14 protein-coding genes and 4 tRNA genes are annotated in these 22,863 nt (G+C 57.0%); 2 read left to right on the forward strand and 16 right to left on the reverse strand.

Annotated elements, in window-relative coordinates; genetic code table 11:
• Positions 1-49 precede the first annotated feature (49 nt).
• The 4 genes from U5J94_RS12650 to U5J94_RS12665 are packed head-to-tail and all read right to left on the reverse strand — an operon-like array spanning position 50 to position 6,805.
• Positions 50-2,077: an ABC transporter ATP-binding protein gene (locus U5J94_RS12650; RefSeq protein WP_322565989.1), complete on the reverse strand. Its 2,028-nt coding sequence runs from the start codon at positions 2,075-2,077 to the stop codon at positions 50-52.
• Positions 2,078-2,079: 2 nt separating this feature from the next.
• Positions 2,080-3,588, reverse strand: coding sequence for an ABC transporter permease (locus U5J94_RS12655; RefSeq protein ID WP_322565990.1), 1,509 nt, complete (start codon positions 3,586-3,588; stop codon positions 2,080-2,082).
• Entirely contained in the window at positions 3,588-4,568 is a 981-nt protein-coding gene (locus U5J94_RS12660; RefSeq protein ID WP_322565991.1) for an ABC transporter permease, read from the reverse strand. The genes U5J94_RS12655 and U5J94_RS12660 overlap by 1 nt, the downstream gene beginning before the upstream one ends.
• 2 nt (positions 4,569-4,570) lie before the next feature.
• Positions 4,571-6,805 (reverse strand): ABC transporter substrate-binding protein, encoded by a 2,235-nt coding sequence (locus U5J94_RS12665; RefSeq protein ID WP_416224177.1) that lies wholly within the window; start codon positions 6,803-6,805, stop codon positions 4,571-4,573.
• Between the two features lie 226 nt (positions 6,806-7,031).
• On the opposite strand from U5J94_RS12665, the gene U5J94_RS12670 reads away from it, so the two are divergent.
• On the forward strand, positions 7,032-7,823 hold the full coding sequence (locus tag U5J94_RS12670; RefSeq protein ID WP_322565993.1) for an enoyl-ACP reductase: 792 nt from the start codon (positions 7,032-7,034) through the stop codon (positions 7,821-7,823).
• A 171-nt stretch (positions 7,824-7,994) separates the two neighbouring features.
• On the opposite strand, the gene U5J94_RS12675 is transcribed toward U5J94_RS12670, so the two are convergent.
• The 12 genes from U5J94_RS12675 to U5J94_RS12730 form a co-directional block, all read right to left on the reverse strand.
• Positions 7,995-9,302: a dicarboxylate/amino acid:cation symporter gene (locus U5J94_RS12675; RefSeq protein ID WP_322565994.1), complete on the reverse strand. Its 1,308-nt coding sequence runs from the start codon at positions 9,300-9,302 to the stop codon at positions 7,995-7,997.
• A 178-nt stretch (positions 9,303-9,480) separates the two neighbouring features.
• Positions 9,481-11,406 carry a SurA N-terminal domain-containing protein gene (locus tag U5J94_RS12680; protein ID WP_322565995.1) on the reverse strand — a complete coding sequence of 642 codons (1,926 nt, stop codon included), beginning with the start codon at positions 11,404-11,406 and terminating at the stop codon, positions 9,481-9,483.
• Between the two features lie 98 nt (positions 11,407-11,504).
• Positions 11,505-11,581: transfer RNA gene (locus U5J94_RS12685), tRNA-Asp, on the reverse strand.
• Between the two features lie 4 nt (positions 11,582-11,585).
• Positions 11,586-11,661 (reverse strand) — tRNA-Val (locus tag U5J94_RS12690).
• 13 nt (positions 11,662-11,674) lie between these two features.
• Positions 11,675-11,947 carry an HU family DNA-binding protein gene (locus U5J94_RS12695; RefSeq protein ID WP_322565996.1) on the reverse strand — a complete coding sequence of 91 codons (273 nt, stop codon included), beginning with the start codon at positions 11,945-11,947 and terminating at the stop codon, positions 11,675-11,677.
• A 199-nt stretch (positions 11,948-12,146) separates the two neighbouring features.
• A complete protein-coding gene (gene lon / locus U5J94_RS12700; RefSeq protein ID WP_416224178.1) occupies positions 12,147-14,570 on the reverse strand; it encodes an endopeptidase La in 2,424 nt (807 codons plus the stop codon).
• 139 nt (positions 14,571-14,709) lie between these two features.
• Complete coding sequence (gene clpX, locus U5J94_RS12705; protein WP_322565997.1) at positions 14,710-15,990, reverse strand: ATP-dependent Clp protease ATP-binding subunit ClpX; 1,281 nt, start codon at positions 15,988-15,990, stop codon at positions 14,710-14,712.
• Positions 15,991-16,139: 149 nt separating this feature from the next.
• Positions 16,140-16,775: an ATP-dependent Clp endopeptidase proteolytic subunit ClpP gene (gene clpP / locus U5J94_RS12710; protein WP_322565998.1), complete on the reverse strand. Its 636-nt coding sequence runs from the start codon at positions 16,773-16,775 to the stop codon at positions 16,140-16,142.
• Positions 16,776-16,804: 29 nt separating this feature from the next.
• Positions 16,805-18,118 carry a trigger factor gene (gene tig / locus U5J94_RS12715; protein ID WP_322565999.1) on the reverse strand — a complete coding sequence of 438 codons (1,314 nt, stop codon included), beginning with the start codon at positions 18,116-18,118 and terminating at the stop codon, positions 16,805-16,807.
• A gap of 57 nt (positions 18,119-18,175) precedes the next feature.
• Positions 18,176-18,260: transfer RNA gene (locus U5J94_RS12720), tRNA-Leu, on the reverse strand.
• Positions 18,261-18,341: 81 nt separating this feature from the next.
• Positions 18,342-18,417, reverse strand: a tRNA-Lys gene (locus tag U5J94_RS12725).
• 154 nt (positions 18,418-18,571) lie between these two features.
• The gene (locus tag U5J94_RS12730) at positions 18,572-20,278 is read right to left on the reverse strand and encodes a potassium/proton antiporter (RefSeq protein WP_322566000.1); all 1,707 of its coding nucleotides are present in this window, start codon (positions 20,276-20,278) and stop codon (positions 18,572-18,574) included.
• Positions 20,279-20,484: 206 nt separating this feature from the next.
• On the opposite strand from U5J94_RS12730, the gene hypF reads away from it, so the two are divergent.
• Positions 20,485-22,734, forward strand: a complete 2,250-nt coding sequence (gene hypF, locus U5J94_RS12735) for a carbamoyltransferase HypF (RefSeq protein WP_322566001.1) — start codon at positions 20,485-20,487, stop codon at positions 22,732-22,734.
• The last annotated feature ends 129 nt before the right edge of the window (positions 22,735-22,863 follow it).

Below are 22,863 nucleotides of genomic sequence, written 5' to 3' on the forward strand. Positions count from 1 at the left end.
TTACAGTAGCCATAAAGAAGAGGGATATTCAACGAGCGTGACCCCCCACTCAATCACCGTACAGGTGACACCTCACCTCCCTCTCCCCTTCCATTGTTGTCACGCCGGGATAGGCCTGCCTGCAAATAGCCATGGCCTGCGGGCAGCGGGGATGGAAGTGGCAGCCCGCCGGCGGATTGATGGGCGAAGGCAGTTCCCCTTCCAGTTTGATCACCTCCCGGCCGGTCTGTTTTTCAATCATCGGCACGGCCGAGAGCAGGGCCTGCGTGTAGGGGTGTCTGGGATCGCTCATGATCTGTTCCACCGGCCCGCGTTCGATAATCCGGCCCAGATACATCACCGCAATATCATCGGCCAGGTATTCGACCACCGACAGGTTATGGGTGATGAACAGATAACTGAGTGCGTAATCCTGTTGAAGTTGCTTAAGCAGATTCAGCATCTGGGCCTGCACCGACACATCCAGTGCACTGGTCGGTTCATCGCAGACAATTACATCCGGCTCCAGTGCCAGTGCCCGGGCAATACAGATACGTTGACGCTGTCCACCGGAGAACTCGTGGGGATAACGGTGACGCGCCTCGGCTGACAGGCCAACCTGTGCGAGCAACTGTGCGATTCGTTGCTGCCGGTTGTACTCATTCGGCTCGATGTTCTGGGTCACCATGCCCTCTTCGATGATGTTGCCGACCATCATCCGCGGATTCATGGAAGCAAACGGATCCTGGAAAATAATCTGCAGGTGCTTGCGCATGCGTCGCAGGCTCTCGCCACGCAATGTGGTCAGCTCCTGCCCCAGATAGTTGACCCGACCGGCGGTCGGTTCAATCAATTGCAACAAGGCTTTGCCCACCGTGGTCTTACCGCAGCCTGATTCGCCAACCAGTGCCGTAGTACGTCCCTGGTACAGAGTCAGGTCAATCCCGTCGACGGCATACACCCGACCGACAATGCGCTTGAACAGGCCTTTGCGGATGGGAAAATGGACTTTCAGATCCCGCGCCTGCAACACGATCGCTGCAGCTTGTTGATCGCGTTCACCCGCATCCCTGGCCGGTTGCGCGGGCGTGACTTGCGGTACGAAATCCACCCTGGGATCATAGCGATGGCAACGCACGCCGCGTTCCCCGGCTTCATCCAGTACTGTCCATGCCGGACGGCGTTCGCGACACAGCGGCCATGCCTCCTCGCAACGATCGGCGAAGCGGCACCCGTTGAACTCGCGATCCAGCGCCGGGACGGTACCGCTGATCACTTCCAGTTTTTGCCGACGCTTGCCCCGCCCCGGGAGTGCGGCAAACAATTTGCGGGTATAGGGGTGGCGGGGTTCGGCAAAAAACTGTTCACGAGGGCCCTGCTCGACGATCTGCCCGGCATACATGACCGCCACCTTGTCCGCGCGATCCGCGACCACAGCCAGATCATGGGTGATCAACAGCATTGCCATATGGTGCTGTTGCTGTAATGAACGCAATAGATCCAACACCTGGGCCTGAATGGTGACATCCAGCGCGGTGGTCGGCTCATCGGCAATCAGCAATTCCGGCTCGGCAGCCAGCGCCATGGCAATCATGATGCGCTGTTTCATCCCGCCGGAAAGCTGATGTGGATAGTCCTGCTGGCGCTTGCGCGGATCGGGAATTCCCACCTGATGCAACAACGCCTCCACCCGTTGGCTCAAGGCCTCACCCTTGAGCCCGACATGCTGTTGCAATACTTCGGCAATTTGTTCGCCCGTGGTTAGCACCGGATTCAGCGAGGTCATAGGCTCCTGAAAAATCATGGCGATGCGATTGCCGCGCACCGTGCGCATCTGGCGTTCCGAATATTGCAACAAATCCCGGCCGTGAAAAGCGACTTCTCCGGAGACAATACGTCCGCCCGCCGGTACCAGTTGCATCAGTGACAAGGCGGTAATGGACTTGCCACAACCGGATTCACCGAGAATGGCGCAGGTCTCACCTCGACGGATCGTAAAGCTGACGCCATCGACCGCCCGCACCGTACGCTCCCCGTCGGAAAACCAGGTTTTCAGATCAGTGACCTTGAGCAGTGTCTTGTCGTTATCACCAGCCATGGTCAGTTTCTCGTCATCCGGCCAAGGCGGGGATCAAAGGCGTCGCGAACCGCATCCGCAAACAGATTGGCCGCCAGCACCAGGGCAAACATTAAAACAAACGCCGCCACCAGTGACCACCAGACAACTGGCTCTCTTGCCAGCTCCAGCCGGGCGCTATTGATCATATTCCCCCAACTAATAGTACTGGGATCTACTCCGACGCCTACATAGGACAACACCGCCTCGGCCAGCACCAGGCCACTGAATTCCAGAACAATGACGATCAAGACAATATGCAGTACATTGGGCAATATATGCCGACCCAGAATCGTAAAATGATGTACGCCAAAAGCCCGCGCGGCCTCCACGTACTCCAGCTCGCGTAACTTGAGTGACTCGCCACGCAACAGTCGGCACAGATTGGTCCAGCTGGTGATACCCAACACCACACACAACGCCAGCAGGCGCAGATCGGCCCGGTCCATGGCACTGTCAAACAACTGTCGATGATTTTCGATATAAACCTGGATCGAGAGAATCGCCGCGGCGATCAACAGCACACCGGGGATGGAGTTGAGCGTGGTATAGATATACTGGATCAGATCATCGATCCAGCCACGAAAATAGCCGGCCATGATTCCCAGCAATATGGCAAAAGGCAGCATTACCAACGTTGTCAGGGTGCCGATCACCAGTCCCGTGCGAATACTCTTGAGCGACAGATAAAAAACATCCTGGCCGACCTTGTCTGTACCAAAAACATGATATTTCTGACTCAAGGTAAACAATATCGCAAGTACGACCAGTAATATACCGGCGGTCACCAGCATAGTATTCAATGGATAGTGGCAGTGACCCCGCCAGATCTCACGCCAGCTTGCACCCGGTGACAGTCGGGCTGTGCGCGCGTGCCAGATATTGACCAGCACAGCCAGTGCACTCCAGAGCAGCAAGCCCCACAACAGCCCTTGCAGTCCCGTGTAGGCCACATCGCGCCATTTGTCGGCCGGGGGATCGGCCAGATGTGCTCCGCCGTATTCCAGCCGCGGGTACTGTTGTGCTGAAGTGCCATCTTCCAATACGACGCTCTCTTTGACAAAAAGATGGGTCGCCAACGGCGCCGAATAGGTTTTTTCCGCCTGCTCCTGCAAACTGCGGGTCAAAAAGTCGAACAGACTGGGCACCTCGACAGAATAGTGACCGACACTTGCAGGCTGCCCTTCCAGGGGTTCCTGAAAGTGAATCGAATCCAGCAGTCCGATCACCACGTAAAAGACCAGGACAACTGCCGCCGCCATGGCGCGATGACTCTGTAACACGCGTCGCCACGGCTCCAGCAAATGGGGCTTGTGACGGATATAGGCAATCAAGAAAATAATTCCCGCCACCAGACAGAAAATCAATATATCAGTCAGCTGATATTTGGCCCGTACCGGCAAAAACTGCGGCACGCCCCACAACAACAGCAGCAGTCCCGTAACAATCGCTGCCGGCCAAATCCAGAAACGTATCGCCGCCTGAGATAACATCAGCTCAACCTGATCCGTGGATCGGCCACGGTATAAGAGATGTCGGTGAGTAACAGCCCGATGATATACAACACCGAACCAAGAAAGACCATGGCACGCACAATTGCAAAATCCTGTGCCTGTATCGCGTCAATGGTGTAACTGCCCAGTCCCGGCACGCCGAAAAACGACTCGGTCAACAGACTACCGAGAAACAGCAGCGGGATAACAACCACCACGCCGGTAAGAATCGGAATCAGGGCGTTGCGCAGTACATGTTTGAACAATACCCGCGGTTCCGACAACCCCTTGGCCCGGGCGGTGCGGACATAATCACGACCGATCTCCTCGAGAAAGATCGTGCGATACCAGCGCGTGCCACTGCCTATCCCCATCACCACTCCGATCAATACCGGCAGAATCAGGAACTTGATCGTCTCCAGCCCGACCACATCAAAGCCCGAGATGGGCACCAGGTGTAGTAATTTGCCAATCAGATACTGGCCGCCGATAATATAAAACATCGCTGATATCGACATCAAAACCACGCACAACACCACGCCCCATATATCGATGTAGGTGGCCCGAAAAAACGCCAGTAACAGTGCAAAAGTGATATTAATTAACAACCCGACCAGAAACACCGGGAGGGCGATGGCCAGGCTCGGCCACATGCGTTGACGAATATCATAGCCAATGTCCCTTCCGTCATCGGCACTGCCAAAATCGAAGGCAAACAGGCGTACGGATTTGGTAAAAAAAATAGTTTCGGTAACCTTGCCCACCCCGCCCGCATCACTGTTATATAACAACGGTTTCTCATAACCCCGATCTTCTTTCCACTTTTCAATCGCCTCCGGGGTAACCCGCTTTACGCCCAGGTGCATGCGCGCCATATCATCCGGGCTGTTTACCACGAAAAACAGCGCAAAGGTGATCAGGTTGACCCCGATCAGAATCGGAATGGCATACAGCAGGCGTCGGATGATATAGGCAAACATGGCTAATTCGCCTCCCGTCCGCTGGCCAGCTCGCGACGACGATAGGCGATGATGGCGGGTATCAGGCTAATCAGCAGTATCATGGCAAGCAACACCACCGGCCAGACCACAGGCTGGTTCCACTGCTGACGCCGTTGCTGGCGCAATTGTGGATCTATGCGCTTGTACATCATGGTGTTGTGCGCCATCAGGTTGGGCTTGACGTTCTGATACCAGGCGTGATGCAGCAAAAACTGCTTGGGATGAAAGCCCCATATCCAGGGTGCATCGCGCCGGGCGATCTCGAGCATGTTTTCGATAATCGCAGCCCGCTTTGGACTGTTTTGCATGTTCCGCATCTGATTAAACAGACGGTTGAATTCGGGATTATCGTAATTGGCGGCGTTTTCGCCGTTGTGCTTCGCCTTGCCATTGGGGCCATGTAACAAAAACATGAAGTTTTCCGGATCGGGGTAATCCGCATTCCAGCCCCACATGAACAACTGTGCATTGCCCTTGCGCATCTTCTCCTGAAAACGGTTGTAATCTGTGTTGCGAATAATCAGCTGAACATCGATTTTCTTGAGCTGCTTGCGTAACCAATCAAACCGGGCTTTGTCTTCAGGACCTCCCCCGGTGATATCGAAATTAATCAGCAAGGGTTTACCTGTCTCCTTTTCAACCCCGTTCGGGTAGCCGGCTTCGGCCAACAGCGCTTTGGCTTCGTCAATTGATCGACGCTGCGCCCGACCCTGTCGCCATTCATAAACATAGGGATTGACCCCCTCACGACCGGACTTGTGGCCGAATATTCCCGGGGGAAGCGGACTTTGAGCCGCGATGCCCCGGCCGTTGAGAAAGATCGAAATATACTCTTCCATATCAACCGCAATGGAGATGGCCCGGCGCAGCAGCCGTGCCCGGCGCGAATCCCCGCCGACCAGTGAATCCAGCATATTAAAGCCGATGTAAATGGTAGATGCCTGGGCCTCGGTCAACAGTTCGATACCCTTGTCACGCATCTCCGGAGTCAGGCGGGCTTCGCCGCCGGCGGTGAACTGAATTGCCTGATCAAAACTCTCGTTGATCACACTGGAAGCATCATAGTAGCCCTGCAGAAACTTGCTCCAGTAGGGAATACTCTCCTTTTCCAGACTGAATACCACCTTGTCGATAAATGGCAGCCGTTTGCCGGCATCCTCCAGCAAGCCCTGCTCCCGATCGCCTGCCTCACCTTCTGTCGGATAGTACTGTTCATGAAAATGGGGATTGCGCTCCAGCACCATCTTGCGGTTGGGATCGTTGATGGTCAGATAATAGGCCCCGGTGCCGACCGGATACCAATCCAGGGAAAGATTGCGCTCCTTCATCCCCGGTTGGGAATAAAATTCCACTGCCTCATGCGGCATTGGAGCAAAAAACGGCATCGCCAGCCAGTAACGCAGTTGCGGATATTTGCCTTTTACCTTGATCCGGTAAGTATAGCGATCGACCTGCTGCACGCCTTCCAACGGATAATCATTGAGATCAAAATAAAATGGTTCCTCTTGCGCCGCTGCCTGCTCGCGATAGGCTTCCCTCAGCATATCGGCATAGTCCCCCAGACCGACAATATACTCTTTCATCACGCCGAATATCGGTGAGTGTACTCGCGGGTGAGCCAGGCGTTTTATCTGATAAACATAGTCCCCGGCGGTCAACTCGCGAGTGGCGGTCTGCGCAAAATCCCCCAGCACATCGATCTCCGCCAGATCCTCACGCCCAAGATCCCGATACAGGGGCTTCCCTGCTTTATCAGTGGCAAAGGCCGGATGGGGTTGGTATTCAATACCCGGTTTGATGGTGATTTCATAGACGCTGTATGCAATCTCCGCCGGTGAGGCATCCTCCGGCAGGACATTGTCCTGTGTATCCAGATAAGTCACCCTCGGCATCTGCGCGGCCGTCAACGGCTCCAGCTCATAAGGGCGTTTCAAATAGTGATATTGCAGGGGCGGTTCGTATATCTGGCCGAGAAACTGATACTCGTTGGAGCTGTAGGACTGTACCGGATCCAGATGCTTGGGTCGTTCGCTGAAGGAGGCATAGAGGATATTGGCGTCCGCTTCGCTGTCCGGATAGGGATTGTTCCACAAACCGTCACACCCGCCTGTGCTCAATACAGCGGGCAACAACAGAAGTGCTAGAGCACGGCCGCGCGAACGACTTATGCCACCCCCTGCAGGTTGTCTCTCTCTTATCGCCCGCAACCACACCATGTCAGGCGTACTCCCCCTTTATTCGAAATGATTATGTGAAGCGCCAGCTCGCCGCAACCTGCCCCGATGATAAAGACAGCGTCACAAGAGCGCAATTTCCTCTTTTCGCCACCGATGAATTGCGGTATTTTAACCGCTCAAACACAGGGTATTCCGGCCAGTCGCATGTCCGGCTCGATACCTGTCGATCCATTTCAGATTCCGAATAACGAGAAGGTGTAACGCAATGGGATTTTTGCAAGGTAAACGTGCGCTGATTGTCGGCCTGGCCAGCAACCGCTCCATCGCCTGGGGCATCGCACAAGCCATGCACCGTGAAGGTGCCGAACTGGCCTTCACCTATCAGAACGACAAACTGGAGGACCGGGTCGCCAAGATGGCTGCCGAGCTGGGTTCGGAAATCATGATTCCCTGTGATGTCAGCAGTGATGAGGAGATCAACCAGGTCTTCAACCATCTCGACAACTACTGGGACGGCCTGGATATCATCGTCCATTCGGTCGCCTTTGCCCCGCGTACCGAGCTGGAGGGCGACTACCTGGATGCCGTCACTCGCGACGGGTTTCGCACCGCCCATGAAATCAGCTCCTACAGTTTCGCGGCCCTGGCCAAGGCCGGCCGCAATATGATGGAAGGCCGCGACGGCGCCCTGCTGACCCTGACCTACCTGGGCGCCGTGCGCGCCATGCCCAATTACAACGTCATGGGCCTGGCCAAGGCCAGCCTGGAGGCCAACGTGCGCTACATGGCGCAGAGCCTCGGCCCCGACGGGATTCGCGTCAATGCCATCTCCGCCGGCCCGATCAGAACCCTGGCGGCGGCCGGGATTGGCAATTTCCGGAAAATGCTCACCGAGGTGGAAAACACCGCCCCGCTGCGGCGCAACGTCACCATCGAGGATGTCGGCAACGCCGCCGCCTTCCTCTGCTCCGACCTGGCGGCCGGCATCACCGGCGAAGTCACCTACGTCGACTCCGGCTACAGCACCATCGGCATGCGCCCCCTTGATAGTGAATAATGGCACGCCGAGTAAATCCAGAGCTGGAAATACTCACCACCAAGACACAAAGACACCAGGTAGAAACTCATCATTTCTGAACAGCTTTTTGCTATCTTGGCGTCTTGGTGGTGAAGCTTTTCCTCGCCCCTCGTAACTCGTCCCTCGGCCCTTTTGCCAGCGACGCAGGATTCAGGCTGTTTTCACAGCGGGTTGTTCGTCAATCAACAGGTCGGTCTCCCCCTCCGTGCGGGCGATGATGACCGCGCCACAGGAATCACTGAACACATTCACCGAGGTGCGGAACATGTCGAGAATGCGGTCCACGGCCAGGATCAGCCCCAGCGCCTCCAGCGGCAGGCCGATGGTGGCCAGGATGATGACGATAGCGACCAGGCTGGCGGCGGGGATCCCGGCCACGCCGATGGAGGTGAGCAGTGCCACCAGCACCACCGTGAACTGGGTGACAAAGCCCAGCTCCAGGCCGTAGGCCTGGGCGATAAACAGGGCCGCCACGCATTCATACAGCGCCGTGCCGTCCATGTTGATGGTCGCCCCCAGCGGCAGTACCACGCTGCTGGTGCGGTTGGAGACGCCGGCGTTTTTCTCCACACACTCCATGGTCAGCGGCAGCGTGGCGGCCGAGGAGGCGGTAGAGAAGGCGGTGAGCAAGGCGGGGGCCATGGCCCGGTAGTGCCGCTGTGGCCGGACCTTACCGACAAATTTGAGCAGCAGCGGCAACAGCACCAGCACATGGGTGAGCAGGGCCAGCAGGACCGCGGCAACAAACAGGCCCAGCGTCTGCGCCAGTTCGCCCAGCTGATCCAGATCGGTTTCCGCCACCACCTTCGCGACCAGGGCAAAAACACCCAGCGGAGCAAACTTCATCACCAGATCGGTAATCCCCATCATGATGCTGAACACGCCGTTCCAGAAGTTGTACTGGGCCTCGGCGTAATCTTCCTCGATGCGGGTCATGAAAAAGCCATAGAGCAGACTGAAGAAAATCAGACCCAGCATCTGGCCGTTGGCGGCCGCCGCGACAATATTGGCCGGAATCATGCTCAAGAAAACGCCGGCGATATCGCTGGCGCTCCGCTCACCGACCGACTCTTTGGCCAACTCCGCCTGTTGCTGGCTGAGCCCCAGGATCTCGCCGGCGGGCTGACCGTCGATCAGCCCCGGAGACAACAGATTGACGAAAAACAGGCCGATCAGAATCGCTGCCAGGCTGGTGACCATGTAGTAGAGAATTGTCTTGCCGCCGAGCCGGGCCAGCCCGTGACCGCCGCCGATGCCGGCGATACCGACAATGATCGATGCGACGATCAACGGCACGATGATCATCTTCAGCGCATTGAGAAACAGACTGCCGACAAAATCGAAGACGCTATACAGCTGCACCCCGAATAGCCGGCCTTCCTGGCCGGCCCAGGCCCCGATTACCACGGCCAGGATCAGCGCGATCAGGATCTGCCAGTGAAGTTTCAGTTTCAACATGGCCTGTTATCCGTTGTTATTGAGCCAGCGAAGGCATGAACGGCCCGATATAGCACCGGATTGAAACGTAAAAAACCCGGCACCAGGGCGCAATCAGAAAAAAGTCAGTGCACGTTACGCCCGATCTCTGCTCGGGTGGTGCGTGCCCGGTTCTCTCTGCCGTATCCCGATACCGAAGTTAGTTGCTGTCGGCGCTCAGCTTGTCGCTGACGCGAATCTCTGCCTCACGGCGCAGGCTCTCCAGCAAGGCATTGTATTCGCTGGTGCCAAAGGCGGCGCTCAGCTGCTGACGTTCTGCCTTGAGCGTGTCGGCGGCCGGCACTTCCCCGGGCTGAATCGCCTGCAGCCGGACCACCGCCACATTGCCATTGGGCAGGGTCGTGGTGGTCACCGAGGGCCGACCCGCCTCGGGCGGGGCCATACGGAAGGCCGCCTGACGCAGGGTATTGTCCAGGCTTTTCCCCTGCTGCGGTTCACGCTTGATCCAGCCCGGGGTGTGCCACTGCGCGCCATGTCGGCTCGCCAGGGCAGCGGGCGAGGCCTCCCCCTCTTCGAGTTCCGTACGCAGGCTCTGCGCGGTCTCAGCCGCCAGCTGGTGGGCCTGTTGCTGCCTCAACTGCCGGGCAATCTGCGATCTGACGGCCTCCAGCGGTTTTTGTTGTGCCGGGTTGTGTTCGTTAACCCGCAACACCAGAAAGTGCGTGTCACTCAGCTCCAGCACCTCGCTGTTACGCCCCTGTGCCAGGACCTCTTCACTGAAAGCAGCATTGACTACCTTGGGGTGACCCAGGACCCCCTCGCCCCCTTCGCGGGTAAAGGGCGCACTCTGTTTCACCTCCAGACCCAGCTGCTCGGCCACACCCTGCAACGAATCGGGCATCTCGTAGCTGTAGCGCTCCAGCTCACTCACTTTCTCGTAAAAGTCCTGCTCCGCCTGCCGCATGCGCAGCTCCTGACGGATCGTATCTTTCACCTCGGCCAGCGGTTTGACCTCGGCCGGCTGTACCGTCTCAACCTTGATGACATGATAGCCAAAGCGGGTTTTCACCGGCGCACTGATCTCGCCCTCATCCAGTGAAAAAGCGACCTCCTCGAAGTCGGGATCAAATGCGCCACGCTTGATGTAACCCAGATCGCCTCCCCGGGAGGCCGAGCCGGGATCATCCGAATGCTGGCGGGCCAGCTCGGCAAACTCCGCGCCAGTCGCAAGCTGCTGATGTAACTGTTCCGCCTTGTCGCGGGCCTCGCTTTGCGAGCGTTCGGCATTCATCGCCACCAGAATATGCCTCACCTGGCGCTGCTCGGGCTGCTGGGTGTAATTGTCGCGGTGGCTGGCATAATATTCCTGGATCGCCTGTTCGTCCGCCTCGTACGTTCTGGCCTGCCGCTTCAAATCGAGTTCCAGATAATTGATGCTGACTTTCTCCGGGCTCATGAAACGGCTGCGGTTGGCCTCGTAGAACGCCTCGATCCGGGACGCCTCCAGCTCGACCTGATCCAGAAACCGGTCCAGTTCCAGCACCAGATAACCGATCTCCCGCTGCTGGTGTTTGAGACGCAGGTAACGCTCCAACTCGGCGTCCGTCACAAAGGCGCTGCGGATAATCCCGTTGCGCAATTGCTCGGCCGCCAGGTCGCTGGCCACATTGCGTTCGAACTGCTCGGCCACCAGCCCCTGCTGACGCAACAGTTGTTTATAACGCGCACTGGAGAAACGCCCCTCTTCCTGGAAAACCTCGAAATTGCGAATAGTCTCCACCACCTGGGTTGGACCGGGCTGGTAACCCCTTTCATTGATGTGCTGCTGGATCAACTCGCGGGTGATCAGCCCCTGCAGGACTTCGCGCTTGATTCGGGGGCTGTCGAACAGGGCGGGATCAAACTGCTCGCCCTGGAATCGTTGCAGGCGCTGCAGGTAATCGCGCTGGGCGCGTAACAGCTGGTTCTCGCTGATCTCGGTGCCATTGACTTCGGCGACACTCGAGGCCTGTCCGCCACCGCCAAGATAACTGCTCAGCCCGAACAGGGCGAAAGTGATTATGATCAGACCAACAATGGCCCAGACGAACAATCCCTGGGCGCGGTCGCGTATAAGTTGCAGCATGATTTAAACAGATTCGGTTATTGGCGAAGTGGCTATTTTAACTTTATTCCGACAAGAAAAAAGGGCGAGCTTGTTAAAGCTCGCCCTTTTTCGACGTATGGCGGACCGGACGGGACTCGAACCCGCGACCTCCGGCGTGACAGGCCGGCATTCTAACCAGCTGAACTACCGGTCCGGACTGGTGGGTGGTGCAGGGATCGAACCTGCGACCCTCGCCTTGTAAGGGCGATGCTCTCCCAGCTGAGCTAACCACCCCAGCAAAGGCGCGCTAGTTTACGGCATCTTTAAGCGCTTTGCCAGCCTTAAATCCAGGAACTCTGGAAGCGGCGATCTGGATGGGCTCCCCGGTACGCGGATTGCGCCCGGTACGCGCGGCACGATCCTTGACAGAGAAGGTTCCAAACCCGACCAGGGTTACCTGGTTACCCTGTTTAAGAGAATCAGTAATCTTGTCAAACATGGTGTCAACGGCACGGGTCGCGGCGGCTTTGGAAATATCGGCGCCTTCGGCAACTGCATCGATCAGTTCGGCTTTATTCACAGTAGGGATCCCCCTTATTTTTCAGTGTTGTTTGAGGTAAAAAAACACCGCCAGCACGGAACCGGCGGTCTGGATATATTATTTGCGAAATTTTATACCAACGGGACTGGCAAGCGGTCAAGGAATCATTGCCGGTTTAATTACCGGCCGGCGTGATAAAACCCTTGACAACTTGCGAGTACCCCCTGTTGTGACAAGCTCAATGCGGCCGCAGCGTACCGGGCGAATCGACGTTCTCGCTGTTTTTGACCACCTCGGCCGGTTTTTCCTCACCCTTCTCTTCCAGCGGTTCCGGCTGGCGGGTCAGGGCCAACTGCAGCACTTCGTCGATCCAGCGCACCGTGTGAATATCCAGTTTTTCCTTGATATTCTCCGGGATCTCGGTCAAATCCCGCTCGTTTTCATGTGGGATTAGCACAGTCTTGATCCCCCCGCGGTGGGCCGCCAGCAGTTTTTCCTTGAGCCCGCCGATGGGCAGCACTTCGCCGCGCAAGGTGATCTCCCCGGTCATGGCCACGTCGGCGCGCACCGGGATGCCGGTCAGCGCGGAGACCAGGGCGGTACACATGCCGATACCGGCACTGGGACCGTCCTTGGGGATCGCCCCCTCGGGAACATGTACATGGATGTCTTTCTTTTCGAAGACGTCCGGCTCAAGCCCCAGCACGTTGGCGCGGCTGCGTACCACCGACAGGGCCGCCTGGATGGACTCTTTCATCACATCGCCCAGCTGGCCGGTGATGTTGTGCTTGCCCTTGCCGGGCATGACCGCGGTTTCGATGGTCAGCAGTTCGCCGCCCACTTCGGTCCAGGCCAGGCCGGTCGCGTGGCCGATGCGATCTTCTTCCTCGGCCAGGCCGAAGCGGAAACGTTTGACGCCCAGGTATTTTTCCAGGCTGTCGGCCTTGACCACCACAGTCTCCTCGGAGGGCTCGCTCAGGATCTCCTTGACCACCTTGCGGCAGATCTTGGCGATCTCGCGCTCCAGGTTACGTACCCCGGCTTCACGGGTGTAGTAACGCACGATATCGAGGATCGCCTCCTCGGTGATCTCCACCTCGCCCTCTTTGAGGCCGTTGGCCTTCACCTGTTTGGAAACCAGGTACTTGAGCGCGATGTTGACCTTCTCGTCCTCGGTATAACCCGGCAGACGGATGACTTCCATACGATCCAGCAGCGGCGCCGGAATGTTCATGGTGTTGGAGGTGGCCACGAACATCACTTCGGAAAGATCGTAATCGACCTCCATATAGTGATCGTTGAAGGTGTGGTTCTGTTCCGGATCCAGCACCTCGAGCAGGGCCGAAGCCGGGTCGCCACGAAAATCCATCGCCATCTTGTCAAGCTCATCGAGCAAAAACAGCGGGTTGCGCGTGCCAATCTTGTACAGGTTCTGAATCACCTTGCCCGGCATGGAGCCGATGTAGGTCCGTCGGTGACCGCGAATTTCGGCCTCGTCACGCACGCCGCCCAGCGCCATGCGGATGAACTTGCGGTTGGTGGCGCGGGCCAGGGATTTGCCGATGGAGGTCTTGCCCACACCCGGCGGCCCCACCAGACAGAGGATCGGGCCTTTCATTTTCTTCATGCGGGTCTGCACGGCCAAATATTCGAGGATGCGCTCCTTGACCTTTTCCAGACCATAATGGTCCTCTTCCAGCACCTGTTCGGCACGGGCCAGGTCGTTACGCACCTTGCTGCGTTTCTTCCACGGTACACCCACCAGCCAATCGAGATAGTTGCGCACCACGGTCGCTTCGGCCGACATGGGCGACATCATCTTCAGCTTGTTGAACTCGGCCTTGGCCTTGGTCTTGGCTTCCTTGGACATGCCGGCGGACTCGATTTTCTTCTCCAGATCCTCGAGCTCGTTGGGCACATCGTCCATCTCGCCCAGTTCCTTCTGGATCGCTTTCATCTGTTCGTTCAGATAGTACTCGCGCTGGCTCTTCTCCATCTGGCGCTTGACGCGACCGCGGATGCGTTTTTCGACCTGGAGCAGATCGATTTCCGACTCCATCAGGCCCATCAGCTGTTCCACCCGATCACGCAGCGAGAAGTTCTCGAGAATCTTCTGTTTCTCCTCGATTTTCAGCGACATGTGCGCGGCTATGGTGTCCACCAGACGGTTCGGATCATCGATGCTGGACAGGGAGGTAAGAATCTCCGGCGGGACCTTCTTGTTCAGCTTGACGTACTGATCAAACTGGGTGGTGAGGGACCGCACCAGCACTTCGGCTTCGCGATCATCCACGGTTTCTTCTTCGTACGCCTTGGCCTGGGCGGTAAAATATTCCTCTTCAGATTCACCGAAGTTCAGGACCTTGGCGCGCTTGCCGCCTTCGACCAGGACCTTGACGGTGCCGTCGGGCAGTTTGAGCAATTGCAGGATGCTGGCCACGGTACCGATGCTGTACATATCGTCGGCCCTGGGATCATCCTCGGCAGCGCTCTTTTGCGCGACCAGCAGAATCTGTTTGTTGTCTTCCATGGCCGCTTCCAGCGCCTTGATCGATTTTTCACGACCGACGAACAGCGGAATGACCATGTGGGGATAGACCACCACGTCCCGCAGCGGCAGGATCGGAATTTCGGTCAACGGCTCTTCAATCACATCTGACATAATCTGGTACTCTTGTTTGCGTGGGGTCCCGGGGACCGTTACAGGCTAATCTGGGGTTTGGCACTCAGGAATTCAACATCCCGCGCCGTTTTTCGCATGCCCGTAAAAATTAAGGGGTATCGAAATACCCCTTAAATCTTCAGTCTTCCGCCGATGCCGCCCTGGAGTCGGAGCTTTCATAAATGAACAGGGGATCCCCCTCCTGGCGTATCACCGAATCATCGATAACCACCTTGTTCAAATCCTCCATCGAGGGCAGCTCGTACATGGTATCCAGCAGGATGTGCTCCAGAATTGAGCGCAGTCCACGCGCCCCACTCTTGCGTTCCATGGCCTTGTGCGCCACCGCCTTGAGGGCGGATTCGCGGAACTCCAGCTCGGCGCCTTCCATCTCGAACATCTTCTGGTACTGCTTGGTCAGCGCGTTCTTGGGCTGGGTCAGGATCTGCACCAGGGCCTCCTCGTCCAGCTCGTTGAGCGTGGCGATCACCGGCAGACGGCCGACGAACTCGGGAATCAGACCGTAACGGGTCAGGTCCTCGGGCTCGACCTCGCTGACCACTTCACTGGCGCTTTTCTTCTCCTGTTTGGTCTTGACCTCGGCACCGAAGCCGATCCCGCCGCGCTCTGAGCGATCGCGGATGATCTTGTCCAGGCCGGAGAAGGCCCCCCCGCAGATAAACAGAATATTGCCGGTGTCGACCTGCAGGAATTCCTGCTGCGGATGCTTGCGCCCGCCCTGGGGCGGCACGGAGGCGACGGTGCCTTCGATCAATTTCAGCAAGGCCTGCTGTACCCCTTCACCGGAGACGTCCCGGGTGATGGAGGGGTTGTCCGATTTGCGTGAGATTTTGTCGATTTCGTCGATATAGACGATCCCGGTCTGGGCCTTCTCGACGTCGTAGTCGCATTTTTGCAGCAACTTCTGGATGATGTTTTCCACATCCTCGCCGACGTAACCGGCCTCGGTCAGGGTCGTGGCATCGGCGATGGTAAACGGCACGTTCAGCAGCCGGGCCAGGGTCTCGGCCAGCAGGGTCTTGCCGCAGCCGGTCGGGCCGATGAGCAGGATATTGCTCTTGGCCAGCTCCACATCGTCTTTTTTCTGACCCGATTCCAGGCGCTTGTAGTGGTTGTACACCGCGACGGCCAGCACCCGCTTGGCGCGTTCCTGGCCAATGACATATTCGTCCAGCTTGTCACGGATTTCGTGCGGGGTCGGCAGCTTGCTGCCGGTCACTGAACCGCTTTGTTCCTGAACTTCCTCGCGAATGATGTCATTGCACAATTCAACACACTCGTCACAAACAAACACGGAGGGACCCGCGATAAGCTTGCGTACTTCGTGCTGGCTCTTGCCGCAGAAAGAGCAGTACAACAGCTTGCCGTTATCACCGGAATTGGTTGTGTCGTCACTCATGTCCCTACCTCAAAATATGTGTGCTGACTGTCTTCATACCATGCGTCGATTTGGCGCATTTTTCAAGTAGCAGTTGCCTGTTTTAACGCCCTATCACCGTCAGGCCTTTTACCCGCCCAACGGGCTTTTCCGGATAAAGGATAACCGGTTTACTTGTTCGGCTCGCCGTTACGATTGGTCATAACCTCATCAATCAGTCCGTAGTCAACCGACTGCGAGGCACTCATGAAGAAGTCCCGGTCGGTGTCTTTCTGAATCTGTTCCAACTGCTGGCCGGTATGTTCGGCGAGAATCTGGTTTAACCGCTCGCGCACATCCAGGATTTCCCGGGCATGGATTTCAAAATCCGATGCCTGGCCCTGGAAACCGCCCAGGGGCTGGTGAATCAAGGTCCGCGAATGTGGCAGACCAAAGCGTTTGCCCTTCGCGCCGCCGGCCAGCAGGACCGCACCCATGCTGGCCGCCTGGCCGATACACATGGTGCTGACATCTGGTCGGATAAACTGCATGGTGTCATAAACCGACAGTCCCGCAGTAACCGAGCCCCCGGGTGAATTGATATACAGGTGGATATCCTTGTCCGGGTTTTCAGACTCGAGGAACAACAACTGGGCCACGATCAGATTGGCCATGTGATCCTCGACCTGTCCCACCGCAAAGATCACCCGTTCCTTGAGCAAACGTGAGTAAATATCATAGGCGCGCTCGCCACGCGACGTTTGCTCAACCACCATCGGCACCATCTGTGCGACAGTCTCCGTGTACCTGGAATTATTATCGGTCACGACTACCTATCCTTTAAGCTGCTAGCTTGTTATTTCGCGTTTTCGGACGTCATTATTTCATCAAATGAGACCGGTTTCTCAACTACCCTGGCCTGCTCCAGCACCCAGTCGACCACCTGGTCCTCAAATACCAGCGATTCAACCTCGCTCAGACGCTGACGATCGGACTGGTACCATTTGACCACTTCTTCCGGATGCTCATAAGGGGCGGCAATCTCCTCAATACGGGCCTTGACGGCCTCCGGCTCGACCTTGAGGTCGTTGGCCTTGACGATCTCGGACATGATCAACCCCAGGCTGACCCGTTTTTGGGCCTGTTCACGGAACATTTCCGGGTTGATACCGCTTAAATCCTGCTGTTGCATGCCCTGGCTGGCCAGATTCTGCAGCATCTGTTGTAACAGTGTGCGCTCCTCACTTTCAATCAGGGATTTGGGTGCTTCGATCGAATTGGCCGCCAGCAGGGTATCCATCACCGCCTCCTTGAGACGGCTGCGCAGACGGGTGTCCAACTCACGCTGCATGTTGTCGCGGATCTCGTTGCGCATCTCGGTCAGATCACCGCTTTCCACGCCCAGCTTTTTGGCGAACTCGGCGTCCACCTCGGGCAGCACCGGCTCCTCGACACTATTTATATGTGCCTCAAAGACCGCCGGTTTACCGGCCAGCTCCGTGGCATGATAATTCTCGGGGAAAGTCACTTCCAGAGTCCGGTCTTCGCCGGCTTTGGCGCCCATTAGCCCGTCTTCAAAACCGGGGATCATTCGCCCCTGGCCGAGTTCCACCTGCATGCCCTGGCCGCTGCCGCCTTCGAAGGCCTCGCCGTCGATCATCCCCTTGAAATCAAGATTGACCCGATCGCCCTCTTTCGCTTCCCGCTCCACCGTCTGCCAGCTGACGTTCTGTTTGCGGATGGTCTCGATCATCTGGTCGATATTGGCATCGCTGATCTCGGTCACCGGTTTTTCCACTGTCTGCTCGGCCAGCGGGGCCAGCTCGATCTTCGGGTAGATTTCAAACGTGGCGGTATAGGCCAGCCCCTGCCCCGGCTCGTTTTTGAGATCCTCGAAATTCGGGTTACCGGCCGGCTGCAACTGCTCCTGGCTGACCGCCTCGTAGAAGGTGGACTGCAGCACCTCGCCGACTACTTCCTCGCGTACCTGTTTGCCAAACTGCTGCTTGACCACCTTGAACGGCGCCTTGCCCTTGCGGAAGCCCTTGAGCTTGACGGTATGGATCATGTTTTTGAGTCGATCGTCGACCGCGGAAGCGACCCGTTCCTCGTCGACATTCACCGTCATCCGGCGCACCAGACCCTCAGTGGCTTCTACAGAGACTTGCATGTGTTTGCCCTCGTTATTTATTTCTTTAGATTCATATACTTAATATGTGCCAGCGTCTGGTGCGGAAGGTGGGACTCGAACCCACACGCCTTGCGGCACCAGAACCTAAATCTGGCGTGTATACCAATTTCACCACTTCCGCGAATACTCGTCAGGGGAATTATACAGAGACCGGGGCTGAAGGTGTAATCCGTGCGGTTTGCGGGGAAATCGGCCTGGAAACTGGTGGGCCGTGTAGGATTCGAACCTACGACCAAGGGATTAAGAGTCCCCTGCTCTACCAACTGAGCTAACGGCCCCACAAGCGCCGAATTGAACCACAACCGGGGGTTGTTTATCAAGTTTTATGCCGGCAGCCCAGTGCTCGTGATTTCTCAACATGGTCGACTACGACAATTTATCAACGCATCCGCTCGGGACTGGCTACCGCCTGAATATCTTTCAACAGAAGGATTATGAGATTTTCAAGCCGACTTTGACAATCTCACCCTGTTCGATTTCCAGCACTACGAGTTCAACCTTGTCAAGACGCGCCCGATCGCCGACTACAGGCTTGTTGCGAAATTGTTGTGTCAAATACTCTCCTACAGTCATTGTATCGCATCGTTCCGGCACGGAAACACCATAGGCCGTCGACAGATCGCAAAGCCTGGCTTGAGGGTCGAGAATAAAATCGCCAAAAAACTGGTGATCTGCTGCGTATTCCAGCGTCGTAAACAACCGGTTAATCTGATCGACCTCATCACTGGCCGCCAGAATATGCAAATAGTCATCGACTTCAAAACGGCTTATATTATGTGCATCATAGGAAATACCGCCACGTATTATAGAGGTCAGGCGGGCTGTTCCCGGCAAAATAAAATAATCCGGTGAACGATGCCGCAACGGACTGTTGCGACCAAGATGATAAACCAGAATTTCGCATTCAGGATGGCCGGGGATCAGGGTATCGATTTGCATAACAGGTTCCGGGCCGGGCGGAATATCCAGGTGCAACCAGCGTGCCACAGGTGCCACGGTCCAGCCCTGCAGTAACAGCGAGACCAGGACCACGAAAAAGGCGACATTGAAATAGAGCTCGGCCTGCTCCAGTCCGGCCAGTAACGGAAACAGCGCCAGAATAATCGGTACGGCTCCGCGCAGACCGACCCAGGCGATATAAACCTGTTCACGCCAGGCAAAACGAAACGGCAGAAGACACAACAATACTGCCAGCGGGCGGGCCACAAAGATCAGGATCAGCGCCACCAGCAGGGCATGCCAGGCCACCGAATACAGCGCCGATGGCGTTACCAGCAGTCCCAGAATCAAAAACATACCGATCTGGCTCAGCCAGGCCAGCCCGTCATGCACACGCAGAATATTCTGGCCGGCATGCAGCTTGCGATTACCGAGCACCACCCCCAGCAGATAAATCGCCAGAAAACCGCTGCCGCCCAGGCTGTTGGCAAGGGCGAACACCAGCAGGCCGCCACTGGTCACCAACAGGGGGTACAGACCATTGGCCAGACTCAGGTGGTTAATCATGAAGCCGAGCAGGCGTGCCCCCAACACACCTGCCACTGCACCGATCCCCATCTGAATAGTGAACATTAACAAGGTATTCCAGCTCAGCAACGGCTCCTGGCTCTGGATTACCTCAATCAACATGATGGTCAGAAAAATCGCCATCGGATCATTGCTGCCCGATTCGATCTCCAGGGTGGCACCCACCCGCCGCTCGATATTCATACCCCGGGCGTGCAACAGGGAGAAGACCGCCGCCGCATCCGTGGAGCCGATAATTGCGCCCAGCAACATCCCCTGCATCCAGTGCAATTCAAAAATCCAGGTTGCCGCGAAACCAACCAGTGCGCTGGTGATCAATACGCCGACAGTAGCCAGACTCAATGCCGGTCGCAGTCCGACCCGAAAACTTTCTACCTTGGTGTGCAGGCCGCCGTTCAGCAGAATAATGCCAAGCGCCACCGAACCGATTAAATAAGCTGTGCCGACATCGTCGAATACCAGATTGCCCGGCCCTTCCTCGCCGGCCAGCATGCCGATAACCAGAAAGATCAGCAGCAAGGGCGCACCGACCCGGGCTGAAACAGAACTGATCACGATACTGCCGAACAACAGCAGGGCCGCAATCAACAACAGGTTATTCAACAGATCCATATATCCAGTCAGCTCCGGTTAATGCGAAGGTTACGACCCGCCGGTAGCGGTACAACAATACAGGCTTTACAGTATCAACAGAACGCTTATTATGACATGGGAGTCGATTCCGGATAATCTTCACCCGCAAGCACTGTCACGTGGCTTGATGCATTATACCGTTTACCGGTCTCGATGACGAGGCGACAATTTCGGGCTTACCACCTATGCCAGAGCGACGGGAACTTATTATCAGCGGAAGGGTGCAGGGCGTCGGGTTTCGTCCCTTTGTCTATCAACTCGCCCGGCGCCTGCAACTCGGGGGCTGGGTCAGAAATACCGGCGACAGCGTGCAACTTCAAGTCCAGGGTAACGACCAGGACATCGGCGCCTTTATCCAGGAACTTCAGACCAACCCGCCTGTCACCGCCTGCCCCGTAATTAGCCAGGATACGAAGCTGACACTTGTTGATGAAAACAGTTTTTCCATACTCGCGTCGCAGACTACGTCCGCAACGGACATCCATGTTCCTCCCGATTATTTTCTTTGTCCCGACTGTTTGCGCGAACTCAACGATCCAACCAACCGCCGCTACAACTATCCGTTCATCAACTGTTCGGTTTGCGGACCGCGTTACACCCTGATTCGACAGTGGCCTTACGATCGGGCCAACACCGCAATGGCGGAATTCCCGCTCTGCCCGGCCTGTCAGGCCGAATATAGTGATCCGGCACAACGCCGTTTTCATGCCGAACCTGTTGCCTGCCCCGATTGCGGACCGCAACTGCAATTTGATAACGGCCAGGCAATTCAAACCATCACCGACCCTGTCAAACCGGTTCTGGAACTGTTAGAGCTGGGTGACATTATTTTAATTAAAGGTATCGGCGGTTATCACCTCTGTTGTGACGCCACCAACGCACAAGCCGTCACACAGTTGCGTCAACGCAAACAACGCCCGCATAAACCGCTGGCCGTGATGTTTCCGGCCCGGGGGCCCGACGAGCTGGAGGCAGTACGCCTGGAATTACAACTGGATGAAACAGCGGGCAGACTATTGCGTTCGCCCGCACGCCCCATTGTGCTGATCACAAAACGCCCTGACTGCACCCTGCCCGGGGAATTGGCTCCCGGTATGCAGGAGATCGGCGCTATGCTCCCCTATAGTCCGCTGCACTACCTGTTGCTAAGCCGATTCGGCAAACCACTGGTGGCAACCTCCGCCAACCTGAGCGGCGAACCGGTACTGACCGATGCCGCCGAAGTCAACCGCCGGCTTGCCACCGTCACTCCTTATCGTCTGCATCACAATCGTCCCATCGTGCGCCCGGCCGATGACCCGTTGATCCGCGTCATCGATCGGCAACCACGTCACTTGCGCCTGGGACGCGGTACCGCGCCACTGGAGCTGGAACTGCCCCAACCACTCAGTCAGCCGTTACTCGCCTGCGGCGGACAGATGAAAACCACCATTGCGCTGGCCTGGGATCAGCGGATTGTCATTTCACCGCATATCGGCGATCTCGATTCGCCGCGCGGTCGACAAACTTATGCGCAGGTCATCGCCGATCTGCAGCAGCTCTATGGTATTCGGCCGACGGTCTTAAGCTGCGATCAGCACCCCGGTTATTACAGCCATCACTGGGCCGAACAACAGGGATTGCCGCTCTGTCCGATCTGGCATCACCATGCCCATGCGGCCCAATTGAGTGGCGAATTTCCGCAGGAGTCGACCTGGCTGGTCTTTACCTGGGATGGTGTCGGACTGGGGCCGGACGGCACGTTGTGGGGCGGTGAAGCCCTGCTCGGGCAACCCGGCCAATGGCAACGGCTTGCCAGCTGGTCCCCCTTCAGTCTCCCCGGTGGCGACAAAGCGGCGCGAGAACCCTGGCGCACGGCCCTGGGATTGTGCTGGCAATCCGACACCGACTGGTCGGCGGCGCCCGCCGACACGGCCTTGCTGTATCGCGCCTGGCAAAAAGGACTCAACACACCCCGGACGACAGCTGTTGGGCGGCTGTTCGACGCAGCCGCCGCCCTGCTCGGGCTTTGCCAGACGGCCAGTTTCGAAGGCCAGGCGCCCATGTGGCTGGAACAACTGGCCTGGCAGGGTCAACATGACGGAATTCAGCTACCGCAGGTGTGGGACGGTGCGCTCTGGCGCAGTGACATGACACCGCTGATTCCTCTGTTGCTGGACGAGAGTATCCCGACGGCGGATCGCGCCCGGGCCTTTCACGCGACCCTGGCCCATACCCTGCTCGATCAGGCCTGGCGGATTCAGCAACAACATGGCGATTTCGCGATCGGTCTGTCGGGTGGAGTGTTCCAGAACCGGTTACTCTGTGAACTGGTCCTGCAACAGTGTCGACAGGCCGGCTTTCGCGTCTATCTGCCGCAACAGGTGCCGGTCAACGATGCCGGTTTGTGTTACGGTCAGATCATCGAAGCCCGGGCCCGGCTTCAAGCGGACTAAAGATTAAAAACGATTTCACCGCAGAGGCGGCAAGGTAATTTTGAGTTTTGAATGCTGAATTTTGAATTGAACCCCTGTATCCAGATTTAACTCAAAATTCAAAATTCAAAATTCAAAATTCAAAATTAT

The organism is Thiohalophilus sp., assembly GCF_034522235.1.
Taxonomy (GTDB): Bacteria; Pseudomonadota; Gammaproteobacteria; order UBA6429; family Thiohalophilaceae; genus Thiohalophilus.